The sequence below is a fragment of the Dongia sp. genome (assembly GCF_041906375.1).
In the GTDB taxonomy this organism is placed as follows: domain Bacteria; phylum Pseudomonadota; class Alphaproteobacteria; order Dongiales; family Dongiaceae; genus Dongia.
The window spans coordinates 607,417-626,868 of record NZ_JAYRJJ010000002.1 but is presented as its reverse complement, the minus strand read 5'-3'; the positions used below and the strand labels follow the sequence as shown (position 1 = coordinate 626,868).

Here is a 19,452-nt window from a genome sequence, read left to right as displayed (position 1 = left end):
AAACTGCCGGCCCAACCAGCCGAGAGAATTTGCCATGTCCCTAGCCGTCGCCATCCAGATGGACCCCGTCGAAACGATCGATATCGACGGCGATTCCAGCTTTGTGCTGGGCCTTGCGGCGCAGGCGCGCGGGCATCACCTCTATCACTATCATCCGCGGCAATTGTCCTGGCGCGACGGCAAGGTGACGGCGCGGGCGCGGCCGGTGGTGTTCCGGCGCGAGCGCGGCAACCACGCGACCCTGGGCGCGGAGGAGGTGCTGGACCTCGCCACGCTCGATGTCATTCTGATGCGCCAGGACCCGCCCTTCGACATGGCCTATATCACCGCCACGCATATCCTGGAGCGCATCCACCCCGACACGCTGGTGGTCAATGATCCGGGTCATGTGCGCAACGCGCCGGAAAAGCTGTCGGTCACCGAATTCCGGAACGTGATGCCGCCGACGCTCATCACAAGCGACCGGTACGAGATCATGGCCTTCCGCAACGAGCACAAGGACATCATCGTGAAGCCGCTGTTCGGCAATGGCGGCGCCGGTGTGTTTCACGTGAAACCGGATGACGAGAATCTGGCCTCGCTTCTCGAGATGTTCACGCAATTCTACCGCGAGCCGATCCAGATCCAGCGCTATGAGCCGGCGGTACGCCAGGGCGACAAGCGCATCATCCTCATCGACGGCAAGGCGGTGGGCGCCATCAACCGCGTGCCGGCGCAGGGCGAAGCACGCTCCAACATGCATGTCGGTGGCCAGGCGATTAAATCGGACCTCTCCAAGCGCGATCAGGAAATCTGCGAGATCATCGGCCCGGAACTGAAAAAGCGCGGCCTCATTTTCGTCGGCATTGACGTTATCGGCAATTATCTCACCGAAATCAACGTCACCTCGCCCACGGGCCTGCAGCAGATCAACCGCTTCGACGGCGTCTGCCTCGAAGACCAGATCTGGGACGCGATCGAGGCAAGGCTCTAAAGGCTCCTCCCTCAGCACCGCCGACGAGTCATCGCTTGTGGTTTCGTAAGTCATCATGCCCGGGCTTGACCCGGGCATCCACTTTCTCAACTGCACCGGTGGATCCCCGGGTCTTCGCCCGGGGATGACGAATTCAAGAATAGGCGATTTCACGGCCCTCACCCCGGTTGTGGGGTGAGGGGGAATCTCAGTCTATCTCACGCGAACTCGAAATTGGCGGCGGTGAGGCCCGGCGTCTCGACGGCAAAGCGCGTCACCGCCACGGCACTTTCCGATCCGCTGCCATCCGCATCCCACCAGACGGCTCCGGTCGAGACCAGGAAATAGCCATGACCGGCATCGGGTGGGGTGGGCAAGGTCTTGCTGGATGAGAACAGCAGGTAATCCTCGATCGCTGCATCATCGGCGATACCATAATCGGCGCGGCCGAAGGCGATGCTGTCTTCCGCGACGCTGAAATCCTTGATCGTGTCGATGCCGGCTTCATGGCCGAAAATGAAGGTGTCGGCCCCCGCACCGCCGGTCAGCGTGTCATTGCCGACCCCACCGATAAGGGCGTCATCACCGCCATCGCCGAACAGCCGGTCCTCGCCGTCCGATCCCCACAGCGTATCGCCATCATTGCCGCCATAGAGCGAATCATTGCCCAGTTCACCCACCATCTGGTCGGCGCCGTCACCGCCGGTCAGGCTGTCATTGCCGGCACCGCCCAGCAAGGTATCGTCGCCGATGCCGCCATCCAGCGAATCATGGCCGTCATTGCCTTCCAGCCAATCGTTGCCGGCGTCGCCCATGATCTTGTCGGTGCCGTCGCCACCCCACAGCGTGTCGTCGCCGTCATTGCCGTTCAGCGTATCATTGCCGGCATCGCCGAGGATGCCGTCATTGCCGCTGCCACCGCCGAGCGTATCGGTACCGTCGCCACCCCACATGGTGTCGTTGCCGTCGCCACCGCTGAGCGTATCGTTGCCCAATTCGCCGGAAAGCGTGTCGTTGCCGGCGCCGCCATTCACCGTGTCGTTGCCATTGCCGGCTTCGAGGAAGTCGTCGCCGCCATCGCCGGACAGGATGTCGTTGCCGTCGGCACCCCACAGATTGTCGGCATCGTCGCCACCATTGATGATGTCGTTGCCATTGCCGCCGACCAACGCGTCATTGCCGGCATCGCCATTGAGCGTGTCGTCGCCGTCTTCGCCGAACAGCGCGTCGTTGCCGGCGCCGCCGTAAAGGAAATCATTGCCGAATTCGCCATTGAGCTGGTCATGGCCCGCATCGCCATAGAGCCGGTCGATACCGAAGCCACCCCACAGCCGGTCGTCGCCATTATTGCCGTTGAGCTTGTCGTCGCCATCGTCGCCGATGACCTGGTCGTTCCCATCGCCACCCGAGGCGGTATCGTTGCCCGCACCACCGCGCACATCGTCATCGCCGGCACCACCATTGACGAAATCGTCGCCGTCGTCGGCGGAAAGGTAATCGTTGCCGTCTTCGCCCTTCAGCGTGTCGATCCCGGCGCCGCCCCAGATGAAATCATTGCCGCTGCCGCCAGAAAGATAATCATTGCCGGCATCGCCGTTGAGTTGGTCGTCGCCGGCATCGCCGCGCAGGGAATCATTGTCGTCGCCGCCCCAGAGCCCGTCATTGCCGGCGCCGCCGCTCAGCGTGTCGAGGCCCACATCGCCGATCAGCGCATCATTGCCGTTGCCGCCGTTCAGTGCGTCATTGCCGGCAAAGCCGAAGATGGTGTCATTGTCGTCAGCCGGACCGAAATCGCCGGGCAGGTTGCTCGCCGCCCAGCCGTTGATCGTGTCGGCAGCATCGGTCCCGTAGAGTTCTTCGGGTGCGTTCGTGCCGTTGATAATCGCCATGATCCATACTCCCCAAGACAGTTGAAGACTTGGGAAGTGTAAGAAAAACGGGCATTTCTGCGCGAAAAATAAGTCGGAACTGATTCCATTCGGAAAGTTCCGCAGACCTGCCGATCATGGTGTTGGCTGCGGGGGAAGTGCGCGCCGTTCCTATTGCGTCACCGGCATCGACGGCACGGAAGCCGCGCGCCGACGCTGGCGGGCGAGCAAGGTTTCGCGGTGGATGATATAGATGCCGCTCGCCACGACGACGGTACCGCCGACGATGAGATAGCGGTCGGGGCGCTCACCAAAGATGACGAAGCCGATCAGGAAGCCATAGACCAGGGCCATGTAATCGAACGGCGCCACCACCGAAACAGAGGCGCGGCGGAACGCGGTGGTAAGTGCTATCTGTGCCGCGCCGCCCATGATGCCGATGAGGACCAGAAGGCCAAGCTCATTCAGCGATTGCGGCCAGCGCCAGGCGAGATCGGCATCGAGCGCGCCTAGCGGCAGGGTGAAAAGTGCTGCGGCGGTGGCGAACAGGGTGAAATAGAAGACGATGGTCGTGGGCGGCTCGGTGGCGGCGAGGCGGCGGATCGACACCATGGCGAGCGCATAGAAGACCGATGCCAGGAGCGGTACCAGGGCAGCCAAATCGAACACGCCGGAGCCGGGCCGCGTCATGATCAAGACGCCGATGAAGCCGACGGTGACGGCGCTCCAGCGCCGCCAGCCGACCTTTTCGCCGAGCAGTGGGACGGAAAGGATGGTGAGAAAGATCGGCCCGGAAAGACCCAGGGCAATGGCGTCGGAAAGCGGCAGCAGCTTATAGGAAAGAAAGTAGCAGAACATGGCTGAGACGCCGGCAGCACCCCGCCAGACATGACCCCAGGGCCGTGTGGTGCGCAGCTGCAGGCGCTTTTCCACCACCAGCATGTAGCTGATAAGCGGCAGGAAGGCGAAGAGGTTGCGCACGAACACCACTTGGCCTGTCGGATAGACCTCCGAGACATGCTTCACCAACCCGTCCATCGACGTGAAGATGAGGACCGCCAGATTCATCAACAGGATGGCGAAGATCGGGCGGTCGGCTGCGTGCGGGATTGGCGTTTTGGGCTGGGCGGTCATGGACGGGCAGGATTCATGGGCAATGGGGAAACCTCACCATAACGACGGGCCCGGCAAAGCGCCATCCCGACGGGCCGCCTCCCGCCGCATAACCACGCCGCGAAGTGTGATCACCGGCACATTCCGGGCGATGGCCAAGGGTCTTCCCCGGCGCTATGCTTTGGGCTCCGGGGCTCCTTGACGGGATGATGTGCCGTGTTGCCGGTCGCAAAGCTTAAAGCCGCCGCCATAATCCTCTCTCTGGCCGCTCTGCTGGCCGGGGCGCCGGCTCATGCCGAGCCGCGCGTGGCGCTCATCATCGGCAATGCCGATTACGGCGAGGAGATGGGGCAGCTCGCCAATCCCGTCAACGATGCCGCCTTGATGAAGAAGGCCCTGACCAAGGCGGGCTTCGACATCATCGCCGTCACCGATGCCGACCAGAAGGCGATGAAGCGGGCAATCAGCGATTTCGGCAAGCGGCTGACGGCCGCCGGGTCGGACGTGACCGCCTTGTTCTATTATTCGGGCCACGGCCTGCAGGTCGCCGGTGAGAATTACCTCATCCCCGTGAACGCGCATATCACGGCGGAAGCCGATGTCGATCTGGAAGCGATATCGGCGGACACCGTCCTGAAGCAGATGCAATTCGCCGATGCGCGGGTCAACATCATCATCCTCGATGCCTGCCGCAACAACCCGCTGCCGCGCGGCTTCCGGTCGGCACAGATGGGTCTGGCGCGCATGGAAGCGCCGCGCGGATCATTCGTCGCCTATTCGACGGCGCCGGGCGAGGTGGCAAGCGACGGTGCTGGACAGAACTCGCCCTACACCGCGGCGCTCGCCGCCGCCATCACCACGCCGGGCGCGCCGATCGAGGAAGCCTTCCGCGATGTGCGTGGCAGCGTGTTGCAGGAAACCGGCAATACCCAGACGCCGTGGGAATCCTCGTCGCTTACCGCCCCCTTCTTCTTCATGCCGGCAGCGCCTGCTCCCGCCGTTTCGCAAGCCCCAGCCAACACGGCGCCGGCGGAAGACGCGCGCGCGGTCGAGGTCACCTTCTGGAACTCGATCAAGGACAGCAAGGACCCGGCCGATTTCGTCGCCTATCTCGAACAATATCCGCAAGGAAACTTCGCGCGCCTCGCCAGGAACCGCCTCAATCTGCTCACCGGCACCCGTGTCGCTGATGCGACCACGGCACCGGCCAAGCAGGCGCAGCCGACGCCGGCCGTTGAAGATCCGGCGCCGGTGCAGGAGGCGGCGGCACCGGCACCCGCACCCACGCCCGCTGACGTCGATCCCGACGCGGCCGCCAAAATCTGCCACACAGACGACAAGAGCCCTGAAGAGCGCCTGGCGGCCTGCCAGGCGGCGCTCACCAAGAGCGGCCTCGACGACATCGCCAAAGGCGATTTCACCAACGAAATCGGCCGCGCCCATTACGATCTGCGGCAATTTGAGCCGGCCGAAACGGCCTATCGCGAGGCGATGCGCCTCGACCCCAAGGAACCGGTCTATCCCGCCAATCTCGGGCTCGCTCTCTCGGATGCAGGTGATTATGCGGCGGCGATCGACGCATATGACAAGGCCGTCGCACTGGCGCCGAAGAATGCCTGGAATTTCTACAATCGGGGCTTGAGCCATCTCTATACCGGCGACACGGCGAAGGCCGTCGCCGACCTCGATGCGGCCCTCGCCATCGACGAGAATTTCGAGATCCTCTCGACGCGCGGCTATGTGGCGCTGGCCGACGGCAATGAGAAGGCGGCGATCGAATTCACCAATCGGGCGGTCGCCCATGACGATACCGGCTTCGGCCTGCAGAGCATTGCCGTGCTCTATCTGGCCGAGCGCGACAAGGACGCGCTTGCCATGGCGGATCGGCAGATCGCGGATAATAGCGGCTATGGCTACGGCCAGATCTGGAAGGCGATGCTGCTTACCCGCGCCGGTAAATCGGGCGCTGCGCGCACGCTCCTGCAGCGGACGGTTGCTGACCATAAGGATGATTGGCCGGGCATGCTGATACGCTGGATGCTCGGCAAATATGACGACGAGACCTTGCTGGTGAAGGCGCATGAGGGCTCGCGCCAGGATGTGCAGAACCAGCTATGCGAAGCCAATTTCTATCTGGGTGAGCGTCAGTTTACGAAGGGCAATAAAGAAGCCGCGGCGAAATATTTCACCGCGGCTCTGGAAACCAAGGTCTATCACTATATCGAGTACTACGCCGCCGCCGCCTATCTGCGCCGGCTCAAGGCCCAGTGATCAGACCCAGTGATCAGGCCCAGTGATCGGGCCCAGTGATCAAACATTGAAGCGGAAATTGAAAATGTCACCGTCCTGGACGACATATTCCTTGCCTTCCTGACGGAACTTGCCAGCTTCCTTCACCCCGGCTTCGCCGCCATAGGCGATGAAATCATCACACGACATGGTCTCGGCACGGATGAAGCCGCGCTCGAAATCGGTATGGATGACGCCGGCGGCTTCCGGCGCCTTGGCGCCGTGCCGCACGGTCCAGGCGCGCGCTTCCTTCGGCCCGATGGTGAAGAAGGTGATGAGATCGAGCAGCTTGTAGCCGGCGCGGATGACTCGGGTCAGGCCGGTTTCCTCAAGACCCAATGTCTCCAGGAATTCCTGCTTTTCTTTCTCGTCGGTGAGTTGCGCCACTTCGGCTTCGATGGCGGCGGAGATGACGACGGTGGCAGCACCCTGCGCCTTGGCCATCTCGGCAACCTTGGCCGACCAGGCATTGCCGGTGGCGGCTGAAGACTCGTCGACATTGCAGACATAAAGGACAGGCTTGCCGGTCATCAGCTGCAGCTGGCGGAATTGCAGGCGCTGTTCTGGCGAAAGATCCTTCAGCACCGTGCGCGCAGGCTTGCCGGCACGCAGGGCTTCGACCGCGGGGGTGAGGATGTCGGACAGAGCCTTGGCTTCCTTGTCGCCGCTCTTGGCTTTCTTGTTGGCGGCATCCAGGCGCTTCTCGACGCTTTCCATATCGGCCAGCATCAATTCGGTCTCGACCGTCTCAGCATCGCGGATCGGATCGACCGATCCCTCGACATGGGTCACTTCGCCGTCGAAGCAGCGCAGCACATGGACGATGGCGTCGACCTCGCGGATGTTGGCGAGGAACTTGTTGCCGAGGCCTTCACCCTTGCTGGCGCCGCGCACCAGCCCCGCGATGTCGACGAATTCCAGCTGGGTCGGGATGAGCTTGCCGGATTTGGCGATGACCGCGCATTTCTCCAGCCGGTCATCCGGCACCGAAACGCGGCCCACATTGGGCTCGATGGTGCAGAACGGATAGTTGGCCGCCTGCGCCGCGGCGGTGGCCGTCAGTGCATTGAACAGAGTCGATTTGCCGACATTGGGCAGGCCGACGATACCGCAATTGAAACCCATGGTACTCTACCTTCTGTCTATTTCGCTCTGCCCGATTGCACCTCTTGAACCCTCTCCCCTCGCGGGAGAGGGCAGGGTGAGGGGGCTCTCACAACCAGTCCGCTCTCGCCACCCCCTCACCCCGACCCTCTCCCGCCTGGAGGCTAATGCCGACTTCGTCGGCGGGGGAGAGGGGGATGAGATAGGTCGGCAATAGTCTTCTACTTCTTCTCTTCTTCCGCCTTCGCCCGACGATCCGCCTTCGCGGTCTCGTCCTTCGGCGCCGGTGGGAACAGGGTCACATTCACCTTGTTCATGTACTTGTTCTCATCCGCGCCGAACAGCAGCGGCAGGTTCTCGGCGCAGACCGCGTTGATCTCGTCGACCAATTTGCGCTCTTCCTTGCCGAAATCCATCAGCACGAAATTCTTCACGGCTGCCTTGACGCCCGGGTGACCGACACCCAACCGGATGCGCCAGTAATCGGGCCCAATATGGGCGTCGATGGACCGCAGGCCATTGTGACCACCGGCACCGCCGCCGCGCTTCACCTTCACCTTGCCCAGCGGCAGATCGATCTCGTCATGGATGACGGTGATGTCGCTGGCGTCCAGCTTGTAGAACTGCATCGCTGCCTGCACGGCGCGGCCGGACTCGTTCATGAAGGTGGTCGGGCAGAGGCAGATGACTTTTTCCGTGCCGATCGTGCCTTCGGCAATGGCGCCGTGGAACTTCGCCTTGATCGGACCAAAAGAATAGCGGCGGACAATCGTGTCCACCGCCATGAAACCGATATTGTGCCGGTTGTCGGCGTAGCGGGGCCCCGGATTGCCCAATCCAACGATAAGGCGCATCGAGGAGCCCCGCTAATCCCGACGGATGTCGGCGTCTTACTTCTTCTTCGGGGCCGGAGCCGCCGCCTTGGCCGGAGCCGCAGCTGCTGCACCCTTGGCGGGCGCCGCCGCAGCACCCTTGGCCGGGGCAGCCGCACCGGCAGCCGGGGCCGCCGCTGCTGCAGCAGCCGGAGCCGCTTCCGCTTCGGCCTTCATGCCCGACGGCGCACCGATGGTGACGAGCGTGAAGTCGCGCTCACGCACGTTCGGCGTCGCACCTTCCGGCAGCTTCACGGCGCTGATGTGGATCGAACCACCGATATCGAGACCGGTGAGGTCGATTTCCACCATCTGCGGGATGTGATCGGGCGAGCAGATGAACTCGATCTCGTGACGGACCAGGTTCAAGACGCCACCGCGCTTGATGCCCGGGGCGGCCGCTTCGTTGCGGACCACGACCGGCACGTTGACGTGGATCTTGGTGTCCTTGCCGACGCGCTGGAAATCGACATGCAGGGTGCGGTCGGTGACCACATCGAACTGCACGTCGCGCGGCAGGACGCGATGCTTCTTGCCCGCGATCTCGACATCCAGAAGGGTCGCGAAGAAGCCCTTCTTGTGGATGTGACGGTCGATCTCCTTGGGATCGAGCGAGATCAGGGTCGGCTCTTTCTTGTCACCATAGATAACGGCGGGCACTCGACCAGTGCGACGTGTGGCACGGGCGGCCCCCTTCCCGGCGCGGTCGCGAGCTTCCGCGCTGACGGACTGAACTGCGGACATTGCTGTCTCCTATATTATCGCAGTTACCGAAACCCGGACCATCCGGGCCTCGACCGATCGACCTCCAGGGGTGCCGATCGGATTTCAGTCTCTTCCAGTTCTTTAGTCGAACAGGGACGAGACCGATTTCTCCTCACTGATGCGCGCCATGGCTTCCGCGAGCAGCGGCGCGATCGAGAGTTGGCGCACCGTCTGCGACACGCGCACGGCTTCGGTGGCCTGAATGGAATCGGTGATGACGAGGCTCTCGAGCGGCGAGGCGGAAACGCGTGCCACGGCACCGCCGGAGAGAACGCCATGGGTCACATAGGCGGCAACGGAGAGGGCGCCGGCTTCTTTGAGCGCCACCGCGGCATTGCACAGCGTGCCCGCCGAATCGACGATATCGTCGACCAGGATGCAGCGCTTGCCGTCGACTTCGCCGATGATGTTCATGACTTCGGAAACGCCGGCGCGCTCGCGGCGCTTGTCGACGATGGCCAGTTCAGCATCCAGGCGCTTGGCAAAGGCGCGCGCGCGCACCACGCCGCCCACATCGGGGCTGACGATGCACAGATTGTTGCCGGTGCCGAAGCGCTCCTTGATGTCCTTGGTGAGGACGGGGGCGGCAAAAAGATTGTCGGTCGGGATGTCGAAGAAGCCCTGGATCTGCCCGGCATGGAGATCGACGGTCAGGACGCGGTCGACGCCGGCCGTGGTGATGAGGTTGGCCACCAGCTTCGCAGAAATCGGCGTGCGGGGCCCTGACTTACGGTCCTGGCGGGCATAGCCGTAATAGGGGATGACGGCGGTGATGCGGCGCGCGGAGCTGCGCTTCAACGCATCGATCGTCACCAGCAATTCCATCAGGTTATCGTTGGTCGGGAAGGAGGTCGGCTGGATGATGAAGACATCCTCGCCGCGGATGTTCTCGTTGATCTCGACGAACACTTCCATGTCCGAGAAGCGCCGCACGCTGGCATTGACCAGCGGCAGGTTGAGATAGGCCGAAATCGCTTCCGCCAGGGGCCGGTTGCTGTTGCCGGTAAGGATCTTCATCTTGTGCCGTCTCTTCATCCCGCATCTGACGCGGCTGGAGCCTTGCGGGGCCCGGCCGGCCTACCCATATCGAACTTCCGATCCGGGCTTCCGTCCCGCCGCCGCCGGTTAAGGCCGAGCAATGACAAGACAAAAGAACCCCTCCCCTAAGCCGCAGGATCTTGGATGCGGGGGGTCGAAAGGCGCGCGGAATGTATCAGCGGGTCCCACCCGGAGTAAAGCGTGGCGTGGGATATATGTCCGATTTGTTATGCTATTGGAAAATAAAAGTAATTACGGATTTTGAAGGTCACTGTTGCGGCGCAGCAACGGATGCCGGCCCAGGCGGGGGCTAGAGTACCACGAAAAACATGACCAGGACGACGATCAGGCCGGCGCCGATCACCATGAAATAAGGCATTCGATATCTCCTCGACATCGCGATGATCCCTAGACCGCGATGGGCAAAGGCGCAAGGTCCGGCCTCGCGTGCCAGTCTCCACGTGCCGGGCCCCACGGCGAACAGCGTCGCGGGCCGGTCGGCGCGACGGTTTTCCCTTTCCGATCGCGCATTTATGGTGCTACGCTTTATGCGAGTATTTAACTATAAGAGATAAATTTATGCGAATTCCACTGCAATCGGCCTTGCTGTTGTCGTTCCTTCTCGAGCTTCCGATCACTCCCGTTCCCGCACAGGAAACCAACCCGGCCGCGGCCTCCACCGTAACGCTCGATGCCATGCCCTTCGAACTTCTGGTCGGCCTCCTGCGCCAGAGCTCGGTCGAGGAGTTCTCCGCCGGCATGCTGAACCAGTTCCGCAACGTCGCCGATGGCGACGGCGTGCTGAACGCGCAAATCATCGCCGACAAGGCGGCGATCGCGGCGGCAGGGTCGCGCGCCAACAGGATCGAGGAGATCCTGCGCGCCGATCTTGACGGCGACGGATCGGTGACCCGAGCCGAGATGGAGAAGAGCAAGGCCTCGCGCAGGCATGGCAATACGGCCCAAGACCAGACGATCATCGAACAACAGCGCAACGCTGAACTTGACCGCGCCATGGCGCCGGACGGGAATGCCGACGGCGTCATCACCTTCGAAGAGATGCGCCAGGCCGCGGCGGACTCGGTTGCGGCACGCGGCGACCAGCGCGGTGACCGAGCCACGGCGCTGCTCGCCATGGATGGCGATGGTGATGGCTCGGTGACGTTGCGCGAGGTGCGGGCAGCGGCGCAAGCCATCTTCGCCCGTTTCGACACCAATGGCGATGGCGAGATCGGCGAGGTGGAGCGGAAAGCGCTGGCCGAGCAATATGAAGCCATCATGCTACGCCACCGTCAGCGTGAGTTGATCGCCGGCTGTACCTTGCCGCCGATACCGGAAGGCCAGCGCCTCGTCCTGCTCAGCGCCCAGCGCGGACGCGATCTCACCACCGTCAGCGTCGCGGGTCAGGATGAATCCACTTGGTCGGGCGAGGTCGCGATCCAACCCGGCGACGATAAATTGTGGATCGTGGCCGCTGCCGGCGACCCCATGATTTGGCGGCTCACCGGTGCGGTCGATCGCGTCGCGCGCTTCGTCGTCATTCCGCATTACAGCCGTGACCGACCGGTCGCCGGCGTCACCGGCCTCGCCACGGATCAGGTGACCTTCGCCAAAGGCCCGCAATGCCGGTTGCGCGAATTGATGCAATCGTCCCGCCGCGATCCGCAAATGCGCAGCGAGCTGTTGCGCGAGCTGCTTGGCCGCGACCCGGACGATGTCGTGGCGGCGCCTGATTTCCTGCGTGTCTCGCTGCCAGGTGGCGAAACGCTGGCCAAGCCTGCGGCCGAGCCGGAGCGGCCGGCTCAGGTGCCGGAACAAGTCTGGCGCAGCGTCCGGCGCTATGGGTCGGGCGTGCCCGTCGCCGTGGATGCCGCCAGCGTCATCGCCGCCGGCAAGGTCGAGCCCTATGAGGTATTGCCGGAAGAAGCTGGCCTGCTGCAGCTCCTTATCGACGGCGCCATCGTCGCGCGCGCGACCGGGAACAGCAAGACGGTAATCACCCTTACTGAACAGGGCCAGGTGTCGAGCACCACCTATGATTATATCTTCGATATCGTGAAGCCCATCGCGCGTTTTCCGGGCGGCCTCGGCGGCGGGCGACCCATCACCTTCCAGCTGGCGCCGGGCGTGCCGATGCCGGCTGGTGATCCCGGCCGTTCCTGCGTGCGCGACAGCACCGGCCAGGTCCTGGCGATGAAAATCCTCTGCGATCGCTAGTCCGGGCGTCTGTGAAAAAGCCGGCTGTGAAACCATCACAGCCGGCAGTGGACGCGGGCGCAGCTGAGCCAGGGAAGGCCCCTAAGACGAACCCGCGGATTTGTGAGGCATCTGTGGTCTCCGCCAATGTGGGGGAGAGTTGAGGTGAGGGGGCTTGCGGAAGCTCGCCTTGAAAAGGGCAATGCGTGCGGTTTCAGCCTTACGCCCGCCAGAACGGTTTTGCCGTCTCTTCCGCCACATCGCTGCGCGAGAGGCCGAGATCGTGCAGTTGATAATCGCTCAGGGCCGCCAGGGTGCGGCGCTGGCGGCCGCGTTCCATGGCCTCGATCACCCAATCGATCAGCCGGATCAGCAGGTCCTGCGGCTCCTTGTCGTGGCGGTCGTGGCGGGCCGACCTGCTGTGTGTCAGAATTGTCATAATCAGTTCCTCCTGCGGGAGAAAGATGGGTCCGCCCGCATCGGATGTCGCGTGCGATCGCTTCGTTCGCGGCCGAAGCATCTCCGGTTGGCGGCAGTGCAGTCGGTTTCTATGATTACGTCATGACACTCGGATCAAACTTGGCGGAAATTGCCTCTCTGGTGGGCGATCCGGCGCGGGCAAATATGCTGGCGGCGTTGATGGACGGGCGTGCGCTGACGGCAACGGAACTGGCCTATGTCGCCGGTGTCGGTGCCTCGACGGCCAGCGCGCATCTCGCCAAGCTTGAGGCGGCGCATCTCCTTTCCGTGGTGAAGCAGGGTCGGCACCGCTATTTCCGCCTGGCCTCGCCTCTGGTCAGCCGCATGCTGGAAGGCATCATGACCTTCGCGGCGATCGACGCCCCGCAGCGCTTTCAGCCGCGCACCACCAACGATGCGGCGATGCGCCTGGCGCGCACCTGCTACGACCATCTGGCCGGGCGCCTCGGCGTCGCGCTGGCCGATGCGCTGGTGGCACGCGGCCATGTGGTGCTGGGCGAAGATGCGGGCGAAGTGACGCCGAGCGGGCGCGCGGCTTTGGCCGATCTCGGCATCGCCCCTGCGGCATTGGGCCACAAGCATGCCCGGGTCTTCTGCCGGCCCTGCCTCGATTGGAGCGAAAGGCGGCCGCATCTGGCCGGTGCCATCGGCGCGGCATTGGCCAGCCATTGCTTCGAGCAGCATTGGATAGAACATATCCGTGACAGTCGTGCGGTACGCATCACGCCCGCCGGCCGGTTGGGCTTGGGCAAGAGTTTCGGCATCGATCTTTCCTGACAGGGAAAACCGGGTTCCTGCCCCCGGGTTGTTCATGGAGGCCATCCGCGCTAGAAAGAGGCCCCTTTTCGCGGAGGCTGTCACATGCGCCGAATTCTGGCTGCTCTTGCTCTCGTCACCTCGCTCGCGACCACGGCCCTGCCGGCCCTGGCGACGGATTATCTTTCCGGCATCAGCGATCTGCCGCTGCCCGACGGCCTGGTTGAGGCGAAGGACAAATCCACCGTGTTCGATTCCGCCGTGGGCAAGGTGGTCACCGCCTATGCCAGCGGTCCCGGCACCGCCGACGCCGTGCATGATTTCTACGAATCAACGCTGCCGCAACTCGGCTGGGAAGAAACTGACGAGGGCAATTGGCGGCGCGAGAACGAAACGCTCAAGATCGACGTGCTCGGCCCCGCGGCCGGCCCCGTCACCGCGACCTTCACCCTTTCTTCCGAAAACTGATCAGGACCGCCCTATCATGGCTTTTGCTACCATCGAGCTTGAACGCAAGGGCCGTGTCGGCCTCATCCGCCTCAACCGCCCGCAGGCCTTGAATGCGCTCTGTGATGAGCTGGTGCGCGAACTGGGCGTGGCGTTCGACGAGCTTGAGGCCGATGCCGGCATCGGCGCCATTGTGCTCACCGGTTCGGAAAAGGCCTTCGCCGCCGGTGCCGATATCAAGGAGATGAAGGATCGCGGCTTCGTCGACGTGCTGGTCAGCGATTTCATCAGCAAGGGCTGGGAACGCGTAGCCCAATGCCGCAAACCGGTGATCGCGGCGGTTGCCGGCTTTGCCCTGGGCGGGGGCTGCGAAGTCGCCATGATGTGCGACTTCATCATCGCCGCCGAGAATGCGAAATTCGGCCAGCCGGAAATCACGCTGGGCATCATCCCCGGCGCCGGCGGCACGCAGCGCCTGACCCGCGCCATCGGCAAGGCAAAGGCCATGGACCTCGTCCTTACCGGCCGCATGATGGATGCCGCGGAGGCCGAGCGCAGCGGCCTGGTGGCGCGCGTGGTGGCGCCTGAAAAGCTACTCGACGAGGCCCTTGCCGCTGCCGAGAAGATCGCCAATTTCTCGCTGCCCATCGTGCTGATGGCCAAGGAGAGCGTCAATCGCGCCTTCGAGACGAGTCTTGCCGAAGGCATCAAGTTCGAGCGCCGCCTGTTCCACGCCGCCTTCGCGACCGAGGACCAGAAGGAAGGCATGAGCGCCTTTGCCGAAAAGCGAAAAGCCGCCTTCAAACATCGCTGAGCGTCAGATCGATTCGGCGATATTCTCGATCGCCGGTCGGAACAAGGCTTCATCGCGCAGGCGAAAGCCTGTGCCGACCGGCTTTACTTTGCGAATGCGGTCGAGACGGAAGAAGTGCACGTCCGCGCGCAAATGGTCCCAGGCCAACAGGTACCAGACCGGCCAATTGAGATAGAGATATTGCGGCTCCACCCGGCGCTCGGTGCGCGCCTGCTGGCGGTCATTGTACCAGAGGTCGAGCTGCTTCATTTCGAAGAACGCTTCTAGAATGAGGCCGAGATCGCATTGGAAGGCGGCATCGTAGCCGGACATCACCATGTCGGAGGCGCGACTGCCGACCAGCACCCGCCGACGCAGGAGCCTGATCTTGTCCCGCTGATCGGCGGCAAAGGTCGCTGTCAGTTTGGTGCGCACAGAGCGAGCCTGAGTGAGGAAAAGCGTGGTGCCAAGCCGCTCGGCCACGGCAAGGCCCAGCAGCACATCGATCGCTTCGCGATAATTGAAATGAACATTGCCGATCGACCAGTTGCGGCTGAGGCGCAGCCCGCCACCACGGCCGCGATCGGCATCGATCGGCAGGTCGCGCGCGCGCAACAGCTCGATGTCGCGGGCGATCGTGCGCTGACTGACGCCAAGTTCGGCCGCAAGCGCCGACGTCGTCGTCAACTCGCCGGCGCGCAGCAAGGCGGTCAGGATTTCCAGCCGATCGAGCCGGCTCTTTTCCGAATTTCGCGGCATCGTATTATTACGACATAAGATGACATATTTGCCAATAGCTTGCGGCGACCGAAAAACAGCGCAACAAGGAGATATGTCATGGCGCAACAAGCGATCGAATGGGCCCCCTTCAAACTGAAGCCGGGCGTGGCGGAGGGAAGCGTGATGCAGGCGTCTGCAGAAATGCAAAAGCACTTTCTGGATCGCCAACCGGGCTTCATGCGCCGCGAACTATTGAAGCGGGGTCCCGGCGAATTCGTCGATCTGGTCTGGTGGGAATCGCGGGAAGCGGCGGAGGCCGCCATGCAGGTCGCGGGAACGAGCCAGGCCTGCGCCGGCTATTTCGCCCTGATGCAGTTCGACACCCCGCCGGAAGGTGCGGTATCGGATAGCGGCATTCTGCATCTTGCTCAACTTGCTACCTATCAGAGGTCCTGAACAGATCATGGCGGAACCGCTCAAGGAGATCTTCAATGCTGACGCGGTCGCATGGCTGGGGCAGCGCTTGGCGACGGCTTGGGCGGATTTCCCGCAGGACGGGTTCGCTCGGGCCATCCTCGCCGATCTGCCGTCGCTGGAGTTGAAGGCGCGCATCGAGCGTATCGCGCTTGAGATGCAGCACCTCCTGCCGGGGGATTTCACGAAGTCAGTCAAGATCGTCACCAAGGCCCTGGGTGCGCCGCCGCCGGCCGGCGACGGCACTGATTTCGGTAATTTCCGGGTTCTTGCCTGCCATCGTTTCGTGTCGCTGGCGGGGCTCGACCATCCGGATCTGGCACTCGAATATTTCGCGCGCACGACGCGGCATTTCTCCGCCGAATTCGATATCCGCCCCTTCATCCTGCGGGACCAGGCGCAGGTGCTGGCCGTGATGCGGGCCTGGGCCGACGAGAAGGATTGGCGCCTGCGCCGCCTGGCGTCGGAAGGGGCCCGGCCGCGGCTCCCCTGGGGGCTTCGCCTCAACGCACTGGTCGCTGACCCCAAGCCGCTCTTCCCCATCCTCGAAGCCTTGCGCGACGATCCGGTCGAGGCGGTGCGGCGCTCGGTCGCCAACAACCTCAACGACATCGCCAAGGATCATCCTGATCTGCTTGTGCGCTATGTGAAGCCCTGGGCGAAAGCCGAGGCGCGGGCGCCGCTCATTCGGCATGCGCTGCGTCACCTGGTGAAGCAGGGACATGCGGGTGCGCTTGAATTGATGGGCGTCGACGGCAAGGCGGATCTCCGTGCCGGCCGTATCAAGCTCGATGCCAAGGCAATTGCCATCGGTGGGTCGCTGGGCCTTGGCGTGACGATCACCAATGCCGGCGATTCGTCCGCTTATGCCATCGTCGACTACGCCATTCATCATCTGGGTGCGCGCGGCGAGCTGCGGCCCAAGGTCTTTAAATGGACCAAGCTCACCCTCGGGCCCGGCGAGAGCGTGACGCTTGCCCGCCGCCATTCCCTGAAGCCGGTGACGACCCGCCGCTACTACCCGGGCGGGCATAAGGTAGACCTCCGGATCAATGGCCAGCGGGTCGCGGAAGCCCCCTTTGACCTGCTTCCGGGTGCCGGAACGGGTGAAATACCCCAGAAGGGGCAATATTCAGGGCGGTACCGAGGATATTAAATCGAATGATACCAAGAAGTTAACCCAAGGGGCGCGACCGGATGTCGCCTTTCTTCTTGCGTCTTTCTCGGGATTTTCTATCTTAGTGTTGTCATTCTGCTTCGTACTGCCGACCTGCTACGCCCTCCGGGTGCCCAGATCGCGTCATATCGAGACACAGTCTGATGCGTTGCCCATCGGGGGTGGCGCCACCCAACTATGTTTACGGAGGACAGCAATGCCCGTCGGCACTGTCAAATGGTTCAATAGCACTAAGGGTTACGGTTTCATTCAGCCGGAAGCCGGTGGCCCGGACGTGTTCGTGCACATCTCGGCCGTCGAGCGCGCCGGTCTCGGCACCCTCAACGATGGCCAGAAGGTCTCGTACGAAGAGCAGCGCGATCCGAAGCGCGGCAAGACCTCGGCCGAAAATCTGAAGGCCGTCTAAGGTTTTGTGAGCGCCGCCGCAAGCGGCGCTGACGGATATGGGGCACCAGGCAACTGGTGCCCCATTGCTTTTTCAAGAAATAGAATCGTCGAGCCGACCCGGGCCTTATGGATTCCGATGCGCGCTGGCTCGACCGAAGATTGGAGTTTCCCATGGCGCGCAAGAAACCGGCCGTCGATCCCAGCTTCGTGCTGTTCGACGTGATTTATGAAGACGGTCGCCTGACCTCGAACCGCAAGGTTCCTGCGGCCGATCTCGGCGGCCTTGACGGCGACGAGCCGGCCAAGACCTTCATTGAGCAGCAAGACCGCAAGATCGCCGAAATGTCCGGCCAGTCCCGCGGCAAGATCAAATCGATCAAGCGCTCCCCGAATCAATAAGTAGCGCGGCTCACCTCTACCTCTCCCGTCATGCCCGGGGATGACGCAAGGGAAGCAGGCGTAGCTCTATTGTGCCACCTGCTCGATCGCCCCGAAGATCGACGCACCCTTCGCATCCAGCATCTCGATACGCACGCGGTCGCCCTTCGCCAGGAAGGGCGTTACCGCCTTGCCGGTGGCGATCTGTTCCACCATGCGTCGCTCGGCGATGCAGGAATAGCCGCGCCCGCCTTCATCCACCCATGTCCCCGGACCGCCATCGGGCCCGCGGTTGGAAACCGTGCCCGAGCCGATGATCGTGCCGGCCCCCAGCGCCCGCGTCTTCGCGGCATGGGCAATGAGGGTCGGGAAGTCGAAGGTCATGTCGGTGGCGGCATCGGGACAGCCGAACAATTGACCGTTGAGGGTCGAGCGCAGGGCGCCGGCAAGGCGCTTTCCGTCCCAGGCGGCATCCAGTTCATCGGGTGTCACCGCGACGGGCGAGAAGCTTGAGGCCGGCTTCGACTGGAAGAAGCCGAAGCCCTTGGCCAGCTCGTCCGGAATGAGGCCGCGCAGAGAAACGTCATTGACCAGCATCAGCAAGCGGATGCGGGTGGCGGCCACGCTCACATCGCTGCCCAGGGCCACGTCATCCGTCACCACCGCGATCTCCGCTTCGAAATCGCAACCCCATTGCGGGTCCTTGAGCGGGATCGGGTCATGGGGCGCCAGGAAGGCATCGGACCCGCCCTGATACATCAGCGGATCGGTCCAGAAGCTTGCCGGCAATTCGGCGCCGCGCGCCTTGCGCACCAGGGCCACGTGATTGACATAGGCCGACCCGTCCGCCCATTGAAAGGCGCGGGGCAGCGGCGACAGGCAAGCGGCAGGATCGAACGCGATCCCGGCCCATTGCCCGCCATTCAGCTTTGCCGAGATATCGGCAAGGACCGGTTCCGCCTGCGCCCAATCGTCGAGGGCGGCCTGCAGCGTCGGGTATGCCGGCACCGGCACCGCGCGGGTGAGGGTGCGGTCGACCACGTGCAGGGCGCCGTCGCGGCGCCCATTCTTCAGGCTGGCGAGTTTCATTTCACGAGGCTTCCGTCATGCAGCCATTGGGCATGCTTGGGCGCGCGCCTGGTCTGCGACCATTCCTCCAGCATCGGCCATTTCACCTCGTCGAGCCGGCGCTTCATCTCCGCCGTCTGCGTCTCGGCCGCGAGCTCGATGCGGTGGCCATTGGGGTCGAAGAAATAGATCGAGCGGAACAGGGTATGGTCGACCGGACCGATCACCTTGATGCCGGCGGCCGTCAGCCTCTCCTTGGCCGCCAGCAGCTCAGCCTCGCTGCCGACCTTCAGCGCCAGATGCTGCACCCAAGTGGGGGTGTTGCGGTCGCGGTCCATCGCCGCCTTGGTCGGCAATTCAAAGAAGGCGAGGATGTTGCCGCCGCCGGCGTCAAGAAAGACATGCATGTAGGGATCGGGTTCCTTGGTCGAGGGCACTTCGTCCTCGGCGATGGCGAGGACGAAATCCATGCCGAGATGCCTGCCATACCATTCCACCGTCTCCTTGGCGTCACGGCAGCGATAGGCGACATGATGGACGCCGCCCAGTTTGAATCCGGTCATCGCCTCTCTCCT

Annotated in this window: 20 protein-coding genes; 10 read left to right on the top strand and 10 right to left on the bottom strand. The window is 63.2% G+C overall.

All coding sequences use genetic code 11. The features are described 5' to 3' along the window. The first annotated feature begins 34 nt into the window (after window positions 1-34). Entirely contained in the window at window positions 35-973 is a 939-nt protein-coding gene (gene gshB / locus ACE3OA_RS09770; RefSeq protein WP_374310463.1) for a glutathione synthase, read from the top strand. 197 nt (window positions 974-1,170) lie between these two features. Here gshB and ACE3OA_RS09765 read toward each other — a convergent pair whose 3' ends face one another. After that, window positions 1,171-2,841: a calcium-binding protein gene (locus ACE3OA_RS09765; protein WP_374310461.1), complete on the bottom strand. Its 1,671-nt coding sequence runs from the start codon at window positions 2,839-2,841 to the stop codon at window positions 1,171-1,173. A 150-nt stretch (window positions 2,842-2,991) separates the two neighbouring features. Further along, window positions 2,992-3,954, bottom strand: coding sequence for a DMT family transporter (locus ACE3OA_RS09760; protein WP_374310460.1), 963 nt, complete (start codon window positions 3,952-3,954; stop codon window positions 2,992-2,994). 195 nt (window positions 3,955-4,149) lie between these two features. On the opposite strand from ACE3OA_RS09760, the gene ACE3OA_RS09755 reads away from it, so the two are divergent. Further along, a complete protein-coding gene (locus tag ACE3OA_RS09755; RefSeq protein ID WP_374310458.1) occupies window positions 4,150-6,204 on the top strand; it encodes a caspase family protein in 2,055 nt (684 codons plus the stop codon). Window positions 6,205-6,243: 39 nt separating this feature from the next. On the opposite strand, the gene ychF is transcribed toward ACE3OA_RS09755, so the two are convergent. The 4 genes from ychF to ACE3OA_RS09735 form a co-directional block, all read right to left on the bottom strand. Beyond that, window positions 6,244-7,347 (bottom strand): redox-regulated ATPase YchF, encoded by a 1,104-nt coding sequence (gene ychF / locus ACE3OA_RS09750; protein WP_374310456.1) that lies wholly within the window; start codon window positions 7,345-7,347, stop codon window positions 6,244-6,246. A 200-nt stretch (window positions 7,348-7,547) separates the two neighbouring features. Further along, on the bottom strand, window positions 7,548-8,180 hold the full coding sequence (gene pth, locus ACE3OA_RS09745) for an aminoacyl-tRNA hydrolase (protein WP_374310454.1): 633 nt from the start codon (window positions 8,178-8,180) through the stop codon (window positions 7,548-7,550). A 36-nt stretch (window positions 8,181-8,216) separates the two neighbouring features. After that, on the bottom strand, window positions 8,217-8,942 hold the full coding sequence (locus ACE3OA_RS09740) for a 50S ribosomal protein L25/general stress protein Ctc (RefSeq protein ID WP_374310452.1): 726 nt from the start codon (window positions 8,940-8,942) through the stop codon (window positions 8,217-8,219). 102 nt (window positions 8,943-9,044) lie between these two features. Then, a complete protein-coding gene (locus tag ACE3OA_RS09735; protein ID WP_320500828.1) occupies window positions 9,045-9,980 on the bottom strand; it encodes a ribose-phosphate pyrophosphokinase in 936 nt (311 codons plus the stop codon). Window positions 9,981-10,580: 600 nt separating this feature from the next. On the opposite strand from ACE3OA_RS09735, the gene ACE3OA_RS09730 reads away from it, so the two are divergent. Continuing rightward, window positions 10,581-12,218, top strand: coding sequence for an EF-hand domain-containing protein (locus ACE3OA_RS09730; RefSeq protein ID WP_374310450.1), 1,638 nt, complete (start codon window positions 10,581-10,583; stop codon window positions 12,216-12,218). Between the two features lie 199 nt (window positions 12,219-12,417). Here the strand turns inward: ACE3OA_RS09730 and ACE3OA_RS09725 are convergent, their stop codons facing one another. Continuing rightward, window positions 12,418-12,636: a DUF1127 domain-containing protein gene (locus ACE3OA_RS09725; protein ID WP_374310448.1), complete on the bottom strand. Its 219-nt coding sequence runs from the start codon at window positions 12,634-12,636 to the stop codon at window positions 12,418-12,420. Between the two features lie 122 nt (window positions 12,637-12,758). On the opposite strand from ACE3OA_RS09725, the gene ACE3OA_RS09720 reads away from it, so the two are divergent. The 3 genes from ACE3OA_RS09720 (at window position 12,759) to ACE3OA_RS09710 (ending at window position 14,694) form a co-directional block, all read left to right on the top strand. Continuing rightward, a complete protein-coding gene (locus ACE3OA_RS09720) occupies window positions 12,759-13,454 on the top strand; it encodes an ArsR/SmtB family transcription factor (protein WP_374310446.1) in 696 nt (231 codons plus the stop codon). A gap of 84 nt (window positions 13,455-13,538) precedes the next feature. Then, window positions 13,539-13,901, top strand: a complete 363-nt coding sequence (locus tag ACE3OA_RS09715; RefSeq protein WP_374310444.1) for a hypothetical protein — start codon at window positions 13,539-13,541, stop codon at window positions 13,899-13,901. A 16-nt stretch (window positions 13,902-13,917) separates the two neighbouring features. After that, the gene (locus ACE3OA_RS09710) at window positions 13,918-14,694 is read left to right on the top strand and encodes an enoyl-CoA hydratase (RefSeq protein ID WP_374310441.1); all 777 of its coding nucleotides are present in this window, start codon (window positions 13,918-13,920) and stop codon (window positions 14,692-14,694) included. Window positions 14,695-14,697: 3 nt separating this feature from the next. Here ACE3OA_RS09710 and ACE3OA_RS09705 read toward each other — a convergent pair whose 3' ends face one another. Next, on the bottom strand, window positions 14,698-15,432 hold the full coding sequence (locus ACE3OA_RS09705) for a helix-turn-helix transcriptional regulator (protein ID WP_374310439.1): 735 nt from the start codon (window positions 15,430-15,432) through the stop codon (window positions 14,698-14,700). Between the two features lie 78 nt (window positions 15,433-15,510). On the opposite strand from ACE3OA_RS09705, the gene ACE3OA_RS09700 reads away from it, so the two are divergent. From ACE3OA_RS09700 to ACE3OA_RS09685, 4 genes are all read left to right on the top strand, one after another. Then, window positions 15,511-15,849, top strand: a complete 339-nt coding sequence (locus tag ACE3OA_RS09700; protein WP_374310436.1) for an antibiotic biosynthesis monooxygenase — start codon at window positions 15,511-15,513, stop codon at window positions 15,847-15,849. Window positions 15,850-15,856: 7 nt separating this feature from the next. After that, on the top strand, window positions 15,857-17,023 hold the full coding sequence (locus ACE3OA_RS09695; RefSeq protein ID WP_374310434.1) for a DNA alkylation repair protein: 1,167 nt from the start codon (window positions 15,857-15,859) through the stop codon (window positions 17,021-17,023). Between the two features lie 217 nt (window positions 17,024-17,240). Then, window positions 17,241-17,450 (top strand): cold-shock protein, encoded by a 210-nt coding sequence (locus tag ACE3OA_RS09690; protein WP_374310432.1) that lies wholly within the window; start codon window positions 17,241-17,243, stop codon window positions 17,448-17,450. A 152-nt stretch (window positions 17,451-17,602) separates the two neighbouring features. Then, window positions 17,603-17,830: a hypothetical protein gene (locus ACE3OA_RS09685; RefSeq protein ID WP_374310430.1), complete on the top strand. Its 228-nt coding sequence runs from the start codon at window positions 17,603-17,605 to the stop codon at window positions 17,828-17,830. A 66-nt stretch (window positions 17,831-17,896) separates the two neighbouring features. Here ACE3OA_RS09685 and ACE3OA_RS09680 read toward each other — a convergent pair whose 3' ends face one another. Both ACE3OA_RS09680 and ACE3OA_RS09675 read right to left on the bottom strand, forming a co-directional pair. Next, the gene (locus tag ACE3OA_RS09680) at window positions 17,897-18,898 is read right to left on the bottom strand and encodes a fumarylacetoacetate hydrolase family protein (protein WP_374310428.1); all 1,002 of its coding nucleotides are present in this window, start codon (window positions 18,896-18,898) and stop codon (window positions 17,897-17,899) included. Further along, window positions 18,895-19,440 carry a VOC family protein gene (locus tag ACE3OA_RS09675; RefSeq protein WP_374310426.1) on the bottom strand — a complete coding sequence of 182 codons (546 nt, stop codon included), beginning with the start codon at window positions 19,438-19,440 and terminating at the stop codon, window positions 18,895-18,897. The genes ACE3OA_RS09680 and ACE3OA_RS09675 overlap by 4 nt, the downstream gene beginning before the upstream one ends. Window positions 19,441-19,452: the final 12 nt, after the last annotated feature.